At 71.3% G+C, this 11,235-nt stretch carries 9 protein-coding genes and 1 pseudogene; 6 read left to right on the top strand and 4 right to left on the bottom strand.

The annotated features are described in order from the left end of the window. Positions 1–262: 262 nt before the first annotated feature. Both tnpB and B056_RS0134480 read right to left on the bottom strand, forming a co-directional pair. A pseudogene (tnpB, locus tag B056_RS39165) lies at positions 263–1,306 on the bottom strand (IS607 family element RNA-guided endonuclease TnpB); the annotation flags it as partial. Then, positions 1,303–1,875, bottom strand: coding sequence for an IS607 family transposase (locus B056_RS0134480; RefSeq protein ID WP_026240492.1), 573 nt, complete (start codon positions 1,873–1,875; stop codon positions 1,303–1,305). The gene B056_RS0134480 and the pseudogene tnpB, both read right to left, overlap by 4 nt. A 167-nt stretch (positions 1,876–2,042) precedes the next feature. Between B056_RS0134480 and B056_RS0134485 the strand changes: the two genes are divergently transcribed. Then, on the top strand, positions 2,043–2,426 hold the full coding sequence (locus B056_RS0134485) for a VOC family protein (protein WP_026240493.1): 384 nt from the start codon (positions 2,043–2,045) through the stop codon (positions 2,424–2,426). A gap of 262 nt (positions 2,427–2,688) precedes the next feature. Beyond that, positions 2,689–3,471, top strand: a complete 783-nt coding sequence (locus tag B056_RS0134490; protein WP_018506383.1) for a DUF899 domain-containing protein — start codon at positions 2,689–2,691, stop codon at positions 3,469–3,471. Between the two features lie 552 nt (positions 3,472–4,023). Here the strand turns inward: B056_RS0134490 and B056_RS0134495 are convergent. Then, positions 4,024–4,587 (bottom strand): DUF1990 family protein, encoded by a 564-nt coding sequence (locus B056_RS0134495; protein ID WP_018506384.1) that lies wholly within the window; start codon positions 4,585–4,587, stop codon positions 4,024–4,026. A 37-nt stretch (positions 4,588–4,624) separates the two neighbouring features. Between B056_RS0134495 and B056_RS0134500 the strand changes: the two genes are divergently transcribed. The 4 genes from B056_RS0134500 (at position 4,625) to B056_RS39170 (ending at position 9,451) form a co-directional block, all read left to right on the top strand. Then, positions 4,625–5,329, top strand: coding sequence for an SDR family oxidoreductase (locus B056_RS0134500; protein WP_018506385.1), 705 nt, complete (start codon positions 4,625–4,627; stop codon positions 5,327–5,329). 186 nt (positions 5,330–5,515) lie between these two features. Next, positions 5,516–6,091 (top strand): hypothetical protein, encoded by a 576-nt coding sequence (locus B056_RS0134505; protein WP_018506386.1) that lies wholly within the window; start codon positions 5,516–5,518, stop codon positions 6,089–6,091. A gap of 1,144 nt (positions 6,092–7,235) precedes the next feature. Next, the gene (locus tag B056_RS0134515; RefSeq protein WP_018506388.1) at positions 7,236–8,444 is read left to right on the top strand and encodes an aminotransferase-like domain-containing protein; all 1,209 of its coding nucleotides are present in this window, start codon (positions 7,236–7,238) and stop codon (positions 8,442–8,444) included. 11 nt (positions 8,445–8,455) lie between these two features. Further along, on the top strand, positions 8,456–9,451 hold the full coding sequence (locus B056_RS39170) for a D-alanine--D-alanine ligase family protein (protein WP_051105829.1): 996 nt from the start codon (positions 8,456–8,458) through the stop codon (positions 9,449–9,451). 108 nt (positions 9,452–9,559) lie between these two features. On the opposite strand, the gene B056_RS0134525 is transcribed toward B056_RS39170, so the two are convergent. Next, positions 9,560–10,354: a hypothetical protein gene (locus tag B056_RS0134525; protein WP_018506390.1), complete on the bottom strand. Its 795-nt coding sequence runs from the start codon at positions 10,352–10,354 to the stop codon at positions 9,560–9,562. Between the last annotated feature and the right edge of the window lie 881 nt (positions 10,355–11,235).

The following is an 11,235-nucleotide window of genomic DNA, read 5'->3' on the forward strand; positions in this document are numbered from 1 at the left end:
GCGGCGTCGGCTTCGGACGTCAATTTCCGACGGATGCGACCTTCCATCTTCTGGGAATTAGGATTCAAGCAATCCAGCCTTCGCCATATCACGCGGGTTCCGCGGTGCGCCGCCTCCAACGCCTGAGCACGGCCACCGCTTCAATGGCATGCTGCTGTCCCCTTCACCTTTCGGATCCAGGTAAGCCATCGAACCCAGGAACCTCCCTCCGAGTTCCTCCCGGCTGAGCCGGGGATACAACCAGGCGCCTCATGGCGCACTACCAGCGGTCCGCGACGTGCAGCCGCGAACCGTACCAGCGGGTCTTGTAGTCGAGTTGCCGGCGGATCTCACCCATCCCGACGTCCGAGACGGCGCGGGCGAGCCGCCGGTTGCGGACCATCCCGGCGACGTGCAGATCCTCGACCACGATCACGTCGTGGGACCGGGCGAGCCGTGTCGTGAGCTTGTGTAGCCCGTCGCGGCGCTGGTTCGCGACCCGGGCATGGATCGTCGCGAGCCCGGCGGCGCGCTGCCGGCGCCCAGCGCTGCCCGGCTTCGACCGGGCATAGGCCCGCGACGCGCGGCGCAGTTTCCGCAGCGCGGCGGCGTGCCGTTTCGGGTTCGCCACCGTCTCGCCGGTGGAGAGGACCGCGAGGTGTTTCACGCCCAGGTCGACGCCGACCGTGCCGCCCGTCCGCTGACGGCGGGTCGGCCGTTCGGAAACGTCCCGGTCGGCGTCGACGGTGAACGCCACGAACCAGCGGCCAGCCGTCCGGGACACCGTCGCGCCACCCAGCCGCGCCCGGCCATCCGCCAGCCGCGCGGTGAGCACGCCCATCGGCTCGCCGACCTTGACCCGGCCGATCCGGGGCAGTTTCACGTACAGATCGGTCGCGGGGCCGTAGGCGCCGGTCGTGTAGCGGAACGAGTCGCGGGCCTTCCCGCGCTTCTTGAACCGGGGAAAACCGACCCGGCGGCCGTTGCGCTTTCCCTTCCGGGAGTCGGTGAAGTTCTTCAACGCACGGGCCAACTGGTCCAGCCCGGCCGAGTACGTCTCCTTCGAGCACTCGTCCCACCAGGGCGCGACGTCCCGCTTGGCGGCGTTCCAGGCAAGCCGCAACGCGGGCAGCGTCCACGGCACCGGGGTGAGCAGGTCGCCGTCCAGGCCGTAGGACTTCTCCGCGTCGCGCTGCGCGAACGCGGCCTTCACCCGGGCCAGGCCCCAGTTGTAGACGAACCGGGCCGCCCCCGCGTGGCGACACAGGTTCGCGGCCTGGGCGTCGTTCGGGTCGAGCGCGAACCGGTACGCCTGCAACGTCCTCATCCGGCCGCCTCAGTGGCGGCGGCGACCGCGCGGCGGGCTCGGTTCGCGGCGGCGCGGCGGCCGTACAGCCGGGCGCACATCGAGGTCAGGATCTCGGTGATGTCACGGACCAGGTCGTCATCGACCTCGGCTGGGTCCACGACGAGTAGGCGGCGGCCGTTCGCGGCGAGAGCGGCCTCGACGTACTCGGCGCCGAAGCGGGCGAACCTGTCGCGATGCTCGACGACGATCGTCGTCGCCGCGGGGTCGCGGAGCAGCACGAGGAACTTCCGCCGATGCCCGTTCAACGCCGACCCGACCTCGGTCACGACCCTGTCGACAGGCAGCCCCTGCCCGGTGGCCCAGCCGGTGACGCGAGCGACCTGCCGGTCGAGATCAGGCTTCTGGTCCGCGGATGACACCCTGGCGTACACGACCACCGTGCCTGAAGTAGCCGGGCGGTCGGGCTCGCCGACGAGGATCAGGCCACCGACCTTGCGTGCCGGGACCGGGAGCTTGCCGGCGTGGAACCAGCGCTGGGCGGTCACGTACGCCACACCCTGCGACTCTGCCCACTCCTTAAGGTTCACATGACAACTATAGCAATCTAAAGAGAGCTAAAGAGTGCCAGTTGGGCAACAGTTACTACCCTCGACCGGCGCCCCGGTCACGACAGCGACCACCGGCCGCGCTGATCTCGCGAGGCCACCAACTCCACTGATCATCAGAGGAGGGCTGGCGTACTACGCTCACCCATATGGCCGTCGCTGGACGCGTATTCGTGTCATTGGACTGTGCTGACGCCATGCCGCTCGCCGAGTTCTGGGCCGCGATGCTCGGTGGCGAGATCATGTTCACGACTGCCACGGGCACTGTCGGGGTCCGCACCGACGGGGTCTGGCTCCTCGCCGTGGAGATCCCCGGCTACAGCCCCCCGACCTGGCCTGAGGCCGACATACCCAAACAGATCCATCTGGATCTCGCCGTCGGCGACCTGGAGACAGCGGTAGTCGAGTCCGAACGTCTGGGCGCCACGCTCGCAGCGGTGCAGCCAGACCCCGATCGGTGGCGAGTGCTGTTCGACCCCGCTGGTCATCCGTTCTGCCTGACGACTGTGACTCCACCCGACAACCCTTTCTAGTGCTCCGCCGTCCGCCGTCATCGGACTCGGCGTCATCGAGGACGACGGCGGTACCTCGGGTGCCTGCCCCACGGCCACGGTCCTGGACTGGCCACCGAGCAGCGGGGGGACGAGCGCGATGACCGCGGCGAGCACAGCCCCCACCTCGCCGATGACCGAGGGCTCGGCCGCGATGAGTCCCGGCCGTGCCACGGGTCTGTCCTGGTGACCGACGCCGAACGGCGGACGACACCGCCCGGCCTGAGACACCACGGAGGACATCATGACGACCATGCCGGACGCCCCGATCGCCGCGCGGCCAGGCCGCCCGCCCGTCGTCGACCTGGCCACCTGGCAGGCCGCCCGGGACGAGCTGCTGGTCCGGGAGAAGGCCCACACCCGCGAGGGCGACGCCCTCGCCGCGGCCCGCCGCCGGCTGCCGATGGTGGAGTTCGACGGGACGGTCGAGGTCGTCGGACCCGGCGGCCCGGTCCCGTTCCTGGACCTGTTCCAGGGCCGCGACGAGCTCGTGGTCTACAAGCACATGTGGCATGACGGCGCGCCGCACCAGGGACAGTGCGAGGGCTGCACCACCGCGGCCTGGCACGTGAGGGACGCTGTCTACCTCAACGCCCGCGGCGTCTCGTTCGCCGTCCTGACCACGGGTCGGTGGGACGAGGTGGCCTCCTACACCGAGTTCATGGGCTACACCCAGCCCTGGTACTCGGTGCGTGACGTCGACGGGCTGGTCGGTGGCCCCATGGGGTACCTCACCTGTTTTCTGCGCGACGGCGACCGCGCGTTCCTCACCTACTCCACGACGGGCCGCGGCAACGAGCCGGCCAACGGGTCCTTCGGCCTGCTCGACCTGACGCCCTACGGCCGCGGCGAGGAGTGGGAGGACAACCCCGCGGGCTGGCCCGAGGGGCACGGGGCGTGCTGGTACTGGCGGTCGGACGCGGACGGGAACGCCACCTGGGGTCCGACCAGCCGTCCCGTACCGCAGTGGACCCGTCCCGGCGCCACCCCCGTGGAGACCCTCGGCCGGCACGACCACCACTGCTGACGGGCCCTCGTCGACGGGGTCCGGTCGGGGACGGTCGGCTCGTGGGCGCGCCCCGGTCCCGCGAGCCGACCCGGTCACCCCACGCTGGTCATCCCAGCACTGTCGTGGAACCGCCGATCAGAGGCTGGCCGATGGTGGGAAGGGTGTCGACCGACCACTGCTGAGGCGGGGGCAGTGGCCGAAGTTTCCGAGGTCTGGTCGGGCACCAGTTGCCTACACCAGGACTGTCCTGTGGGCGTGGCTGTGAGTGCCGGCCGGACCGGGTCGGGCGCTTCTGGTGCGAGCGCCGCGGGATGGCGGTGGGGGCGTCGACGTCACAGCCATGATCATTTCTGCTGTCGGGTCGCCGACCGCCCGACCCGCGAGACCCCCGGGGTCCAGCGGCCCTCCCGCGCCCGACGAACGGGCCGACCCGCGTGACCGACCGCCCGGTGGCCCGGAGAGAAAACCGGAAGGCCGCGCGTTTCATCAGGCAACAACCACGACCCGGACCACTCGGCTCGGGGGCCGGCACCGTCGTCGGGAACGAGCGGCGATCAGCCCGCTCGACTCTCAGCCTTCCCGACGACCCACCGCGTCTCGCACCACCCGGGCGTACCGAGCGGTCATCATCGTCTGTGCCCCTCGGCCCGCGGGCCCGGCGAGTCGCGGCAGGAGTCCGTTCGGCCGGCTGAAGGCCGTGATGCCCAGCCAGACCGCGTCGTCGGCGTCACGCTCGACGACGAAAGCCTCCTCACCGACCTCAGGATGATCAGGCAGGGTCCCGTAGGCGAATCCCCGCCGGTCGGCCTCGCCGAGCACCCACACGACCCGGCAGGCGGCCAGCACCCCAACCCGCCCCAGACCCGCACACATCACGACGGTCACCCCGACGTCCGCCGTGGGGGAGGTCGCCGCCGGCCTGAGGCCGGCCCGCCGATGCATCTCCCAGCTCATGACCACCGCGGCGGCCGTCGCGAACACCGGCTGTCCCCGCCCCACCAGCACACGACGTCGCAGGTGCCGATAGCCATCGGGTAGATCGGCGGTGGTCGCTCCGGGCTCGGGGTAGGTCAGCTCCGCCGCCTGGTAGCGAACCAGCTCCCGGTCCAACGACCCGGCGACGACCAGACGCATTCTCACAGCATCCCGGCCCGGCGGCACGATCGACGCCATGACCGCACCCGTTCTGCTGATCACAGGGGCTTCGTCCGGGATCGGTGCCGCTACGGCCCGCCTCGCCGCCGGCAAGGGCTGGCGTCTTGTCCTCGCCGCCCGGTCCCGGCAGGCACTGCGTGACCTGGCCACCGAGTTGGGCGGCCCCACCCGGGCCGTGGCGGCTGCCTGCGACATCCAGGACTGGGAGCAGGTCGCCGCCCTGCCCGCCCGCGCCGAGGATGCGTTCGGCCGGTTGGACGCGGTGTTCGCCAACGCCGGCGTGTTCACCCCCACCTCGTTCCTGCACGGCACCGGTTCCCCCGAGCGGTGGCGGGAGATGGTGCTGACCAACGTCTACGGAACCGCCCTGGTCGCCCGGGCCACCCTGCCCGCTCTCGTGCGCTCCCGGGGACATCTGGTGCTCACCGGTTCGGTGACCGGCCGGATCACCGTGCCCGGGCAGCTCTACTCCGCCACCAAGTGGGCTGTCACCGCCATGGCCCAGTCCATCCGGGCCGAGGCCGCCGGAACCGGCGTGCGCGTCACCCTCCTCCAGCCCGGACTTGTCGACGCCGGCGACACCACACCCGACCGGGCCGCCGACCCCCGACTCCGACCCGAGGACGTCGCCCGCACCGTTCTGTTCGCCCTCGACCAACCCGACACCGTCGACATCAACGAGATCATCATCCGCCCCACCGGGCAGGCGGCGCACCGGTGACGGGAACGCCCCGGCGGAGCGGAGGCGGCCGTGCTTTCTATCAGGTGGCCGCTTTGGTCAGGGGATGACAGCGGGGGCAGCGCACGATCCGGCCCTGGTCGGTCTCGTGGGGTCGGGTGGGTTCCTCGCAGAGACCGCACCACGTCGGCCGGATGGGCCCGCCGGGGCGGTTATCTTCGTCGCAGCATGTACGGCGGCGGTGCCGATCTCGAGAAGGGCGTGAGGGTGGCGGACCTGGAAGAACCGGCCTGGGCCACGGAAGACGGCCCTGGCTCCGCTCGCGAGGTGGTCTCCGCCTGGCGGATGGCCAGCGAGGGCGGCGACGCGGCGGCCGCGGCCGTCTGTCTGGCCGAAGAGGTGACGGTGCTGCCGATGATCGGCGGGCAACGGTTGGCTGGTAAGTACCGGTTCCGCGGCAGGGAATCGATGCGGCGGATGCTCGTCGCCGCCTTCGATCTCATCGAAGGTCTTCGCTATGAGTCCGTGACCGACGTTGGCGGCCTGTGGGCGCTGCCCTACCACGCCCGGATCGCGGGTCACCCGGCCGCCGGGACCCAGCGCCTGAAACTGGACTCGGGCGGTCTCATCGGCGAGATCACGCTGCTCGGCAGCGCACCGAAGGTGTTCGTCGACGAGATGGAACGGATCGGCCCTCGCCTTGTCGCCCCGCCCCGTCCCCGCCCCGGTCAGCGTCGTGCCCGGCGGGGACGTCCCGAGCCGGAACGAAGAATCCCTCGTGCCGACCGACCGGACCTCCTTTGATCTTGCCGGGAATCGGTCACCGAAACACGTGGCACGGGGCCGTCCCGGCAGTAGGCGGTCAATTTTCGTTCGGCAACACTAAAGAGACGGCCGAAGGGCGGGATTCGGAAAGGAATAAACGGGGCAAAGGCTGTCGCGCGAACCGGTCCTGGAACCCGTGGAGCAAGGAAGGACTCGCAGGCCTCTATGGGACCGTCGGCCAGTATGAGCCGTGCGAGGCCGGGACACGGCCCGCCCTCCCGCACCCACCGGCAGCCGCTTCCTACCTGCTGTAACAGGGCCTCGCCGTGTCCGCCGACCGCCACACGGGAGCGGAGCCACCCGATCCGGAAGCATCGGAGGCCCGTCGCACTCCCCCGCACCGCCACCATGATCTTCTAGGGGTGGTGGTGTCTGTCGGGCAGCGTCTCTCCGAGCGCGAGAGCGCTTCGTGCGAGGTGCGCACTGTTCCGGGGAACGGTCATCGTGCCCGTGGACGACAGTGGCGAGGGCGTGCAGGACCTCGGCTATCCCCTGCGCGGCCGAAGGGCGAATGACCACGAGGAGACCGAGCCCGACGACAGTCAGCGGGACGGCGAGAAGGGGTAGAAGAATCTGACTGGTAATCATCGAACATCTCCGGCCTGGAGAAGGAATGAGGCCGGGAGTGGCGTCAAAGGCGCTTACGAACGCGAGGAGACGCCGAACCTCAGCCCGGGGGAGGAGTGATAAGGCGGACGGAGGATATCCGGTCTCCGTCGATCAGCCGTGTCCCCTGGGGGAAGCTGCGCATGTCAGAAAGCGCGAAACGGTGCCGCGGACCGGGAGGAAGCATCAAGAATTTCCTCCCAGACGTCGCCGACTTAGCGTGAACTTTCTATCACAGGCTACTGGTGGTCCTGCCGCGACACGCCAGCTGGAATATGAGTCCCGACCCGCGCACATCGCCACGGTCGCCCCGACGTCCACCGCGTGGCTCGTGGGCCGAGTTCGGACTTCGGGGCTTTCGTCGGTTGTGATGCCGGATGGCCAGGCCCCGGACCGCGCGGGTAGGGTCACCCGTCGACGTCGACAATGGGGTGGACGGGTGGACGAGCAGCAACCGGTAAGCGGCACGGTGCCGACGGATCGCTGGTGGGGGTCGTACGCGGCCCGCGCGTCGGGGATGGTCGCGTCCGAGGTGCGGGCGCTGTTCGCGGTCGCGAGCCGCCCGGAGATCGTGTCGCTGGCCGGGGGGATGCCGGCCGTGGACGCGCTGCCGCTGGAAGCGGTCGCGTCCACCCTGTCGGAGCTGGTGACGAGTCGCGGCGCGGTGGCGTTGCAGTACGGCTCCGCGCAGGGTGACCCGGGGCTGCGCGCGCGGATCTGCGACGTGATGGCCATGGAGGGCATCACCGACGCCCATCCGGACAACGTGGTGGTGACCGTCGGATCCCAGCAGGCGCTCGACCTGCTCACCCGGGTGTTCGTCGATCCCGGCGACGTGGTGCTCACCGAGGGGCCGACCTACGTCACGGCCATCAACACGTTCGCCGCCTACCAGGCGCGGGTCGTGCACGTCGCGATGGACGGCGACGGCCTCGACCCCGAGGCGCTGCGCGAGACCCTGGGCCGGCTCGCGGCCGAAGGCGCCCGGGTGAAGCTGCTCTACACCGTGCCGACGTTCCAGAACCCGGGTGGGATCACGCTGACCCCGCCGCGGCGCGCCGAGATCGTCGAGGCGTGCCGGCGGGCGGGGGTGCTCGTGGTGGAGGACAACCCGTACGGCCTGCTGTCGTTCACCGGCGAGCCGGTGCGGGCGATGCGCGCGGACGCCCCCGACGACGTCGTCTACCTGGGGTCGTTCTCGAAGACGCTGGCGCCGGGGATGCGGGTCGGCTGGGCGCTGGCCCCGCCGCCGGTGACCGCCCGCCTCGTCCTGGCCGCCGAATCGGCGATCCTGTCGCACAGCATGCTGACGCAGCTCGCGGTGGAGCGGTATCTGGCGACCCAGCCGTGGCCGGAGCAGCTCAAGGGCTTCCGGGAGATGTACCGGGAACGCCGGGACGTCATGCTCGACACCCTCACCGAGACGATGCCCCCGGGCACCACTTGGACCCGGCCCGACGGCGGGTTCTTCGTCTGGCTGACCCTGCCGGACGGGGTGGACGCGAAGGCGATGCTGCCCCGGGCGATCGCCGCCCGGGTCGCCTACGTGCCCGGCACCGGTTTCTACGCCGACGGGTCGGGCCGCAACGCCATGCGGCTGTCGTACTGCTACCCGCCACCGGAGCGCGTCCGCGACGGCGTGCGGCGCCTCGCCCGGGTGCTGCGCGCGGAGATCGACCTCCGGCGGACCTTCGCACCCCGCGATCGCCGAGCCCCCGACGAGTGAAGGACGCGACGATGACCGACCTTGGCCGTGTGCTCGTCCTCGCCGGTGGCCTGTCCGCCGAGCGTGAGGTGTCGCTGCGTTCCGGGAGCAGGCTGCGGGACGCGTTGGCCCGCGTCGACGTCGACGTCGAGCTGCGGGACGTCGACGCCGCCACGCTGCCCGCGCTCGCCGCCGACCCGCCCGAGGTCGTCTTCCCCGTCCTGCACGGCATCTCGGGTGAGGACGGCACCATCCGCGAAGTCCTCGACCTGTACGGCCTGCCCTATGTCGGCGCCGCGCCCGCGGCGTGCCGGGCCGCGTTCGACAAGGCGACGGCGAAGGCCACGGTCACCGCCGCGGGGGTCGCGACACCGGAGGCGGTGACGCTGCCCCGCGAGGTGTTCCACGACCTGGGCGCGGCGGCGCTGATCGACCGGATCGTGGGCAGGCTCGGCCTGCCGGTGATCGTGAAGCCGCGGGCGGGGGGTTCCGCGCTCGGGGTGGGGCGGGTCGACGACGCCGGCCAGCTCGCCGAGGCCCTGATGGCCTGCTTCGGCTATCACGACTGGGCGTTGATCGAGCGGGCCGTGACCGGGGTCGAGATCGCGGTCGGCGTCCTTGACACCGGCGACGGCCCGCGCGCCCTGCCCGCGGTCGAGGTGGAGCCGGCGGGCGGGGTGTACGACTACGCCGCCCGGTACACCGCCGGCGCGACCATCTTCCACACCCCGGCCCGTCTCGACGACGCGGTGCTGCGCGCCGCCGCGGAGACCGCGGTCACCGCGCACCGGATGCTGGGCCTGCGCGACCTCTCCCGCACCGACCTGATCGTGGACGCGACCGGCACGGCCCACTTCCTCGAGGTGAACGTGGCCCCGGGCCTGACCGACACCAGCACCTGGCCGATGGCCCTGCACGCCGCCGGTCTCGACCTCGCCGTCGTGGCCCGGGACCTCGCCGCCCAGGCCCAGGCCCAGGCCCAGGCCCGGGACCCGGACCGGGCCCGGTCCCGCGCCGCCCGCCCCTGACGTCCCAGGGCCGGAGCCGGCCGCAGGACCGACACGCGCGCGCCTACGGGCCGAAGTCGAGTCGACCCGCGCGCGGTGGACCTGGAGGAGCCGGCGGGCCACGGCGGCCTAGGTGGCCGTGCTGGTCAGCGGATGGCAGCGGGAACAGCGCACGACCCGGCCCTGGTCGTTCTCGTGGAGTCGGGTGGGTTCCTCGCAGAGACCGCACCACGGGGGCCGGTGGGGTGTGGGCGGGCGCTGGAAGAGCTGGTGGCTCCGCCAGTCGGCGATGAGGGCGGGCAGATCGCCGCGGTGAACGACGGTGCGCCACCAGGCACGGCCGCGGGGACGGTGGTTGGTGTCGATCCAGGTGAGGATCGCTGATCTCTCTCGGGGGTCGGTGACGCCGGCCTCGCGCAGGGTCTGGTCGGCGAGGTCCGGGAGGGAGAGGTGAGGGGATACCTGACGGGATGAGGAGCAGGGGGAAACCCGGGTGGCCACGGTGTCGACCACGGTTTCCTCTGCCATGACCACGGTTTCCCCTCGAGGCGGGCAAGGGTCCGGCATGGCTGCCTCTTTCCCCGGGGCAGGGGTAACCGTGGTGGGTTCTTCGAGGGCGAGTGGAAAGGGCGGGACGCGGAAGGTGAGACGGCGGCCGGGGACGGCGTAGAGAGGACGGCCGTCCTTCCCGGTGCCGATGGGGACGCGGAACTCCCAACCGGCGGCGGCGAGCCGGCCGAGGATGACCCGCACGGTTTTGGTGTCGCGGGCGGCGGTCCAGCGGGCGAGGTCGTCGAGACCGACCCAGCTTTCGCGGGTCTCGTCACGGGCGCTGTCGGCGATCTCGAGCGCGACGGCGCGTTGCAGGCCGGTGATGGTGGGCGGCAGAGCGCACCGGAGCTGGCGGCGGAGTTGGTATCCCACGTGGTTCCTCAAGGTGGGGGCGAGCCGGTGGCGTCGGGAGCGAGCGTCCCGTAGCCGCGGACTCGCCGCGTTCACGACTGTCTGGGCCCGGGGAGAGAGGAGTTCTCTCCCGGCCTTTTTCTGCGGCGAGCTGCACGTGAAGGCACAACCCGACCGTGGCCGACGTTGGCGAGCCGCCCTGCTACCGGGCCCGGGCCCCTGCGCGGACTTGGTCGGGTGGGGTGGCCTCCGGGGGCCGCGTCCCGGCTCCCGGGCGGATCGTCGGGCGGGGTGTGGCGCGCTCGTGCTCGTCGCTCCGGTGCAGGCGGGGACGTCCTTCCGGCCGGATACGGCGGGCTCCCCGATCGAAGCGCCCATGGGTCCGTGGCAATCTCACCCGTATGAGTGGTGTGCGGAGATCGTCCGGCGGCCTGCCCCGTGCCGCCGGAGCCCCGGCTCCGCCGGCCCCCGGCCGGGAACGCCGAGGTCACGGCCCGCTACGGGGAGCACGGTGCGCTCCCCGTCCCGGCGGATGGTCGCCCGGGGGGCGCGGGAGATGACGCCGATCCAGGCCCGAGCGGTGTCGTCCGTATCGGGATACCGGACCCTCCGGACTCCGCATGATGTGTTCGGCGTAGAGCAGGGATGCGCTCAGAGCCGCGTCGAGCCCGAGGAAATGAGCGCTGCAGGCAATCAGCGCCATAGGTCAATGCCACTCGATTAAGCCGACGAGCCGCCCGTCCATCCCGACACGCCAATGCACACTCCCTTCTTCGTCAACTCCCGAACTCGGCATGAGTGATGGTTTCTCAACGCAGGTGGTAGGAGGCTGGAAGGTTCACGCCGAAATTCCAGCTGACCGGGAGATAGAATGTGCGCGTGGCACGCCTTCGCCAGGCAGT

The organism is Parafrankia discariae, from assembly GCF_000373365.1.
GTDB classification, from domain to species: domain Bacteria; phylum Actinomycetota; class Actinomycetes; order Frankiales; family Frankiaceae; genus Parafrankia; species Parafrankia discariae.

What these genes read in the sequence shown, in the direction of transcription:
- B056_RS0134485 (WP_026240493.1), top strand. Translation starts at nt 2,043, where the DNA reads ATGGCCGTCGCTGGACGCGTATTCGTGTCATTGGACTGTGCTGACGCC.
- B056_RS0134490 (WP_018506383.1), top strand. Translation starts at nt 2,689, where the DNA reads ATGACGACCATGCCGGACGCCCCGATCGCCGCGCGGCCAGGCCGCCCG.
- B056_RS0134495 (WP_018506384.1), bottom strand. Translation starts at nt 4,587, where the DNA reads ATGCGTCTGGTCGTCGCCGGGTCGTTGGACCGGGAGCTGGTTCGCTAC.
- B056_RS0134500 (WP_018506385.1), top strand. Translation starts at nt 4,625, where the DNA reads ATGACCGCACCCGTTCTGCTGATCACAGGGGCTTCGTCCGGGATCGGT.
- B056_RS0134505 (WP_018506386.1), top strand. Translation starts at nt 5,516, where the DNA reads ATGTACGGCGGCGGTGCCGATCTCGAGAAGGGCGTGAGGGTGGCGGAC.
- B056_RS0134515 (WP_018506388.1), top strand. Translation starts at nt 7,236, where the DNA reads ATGGTCGCGTCCGAGGTGCGGGCGCTGTTCGCGGTCGCGAGCCGCCCG.
- B056_RS39170 (WP_051105829.1), top strand. Translation starts at nt 8,456, where the DNA reads ATGACCGACCTTGGCCGTGTGCTCGTCCTCGCCGGTGGCCTGTCCGCC.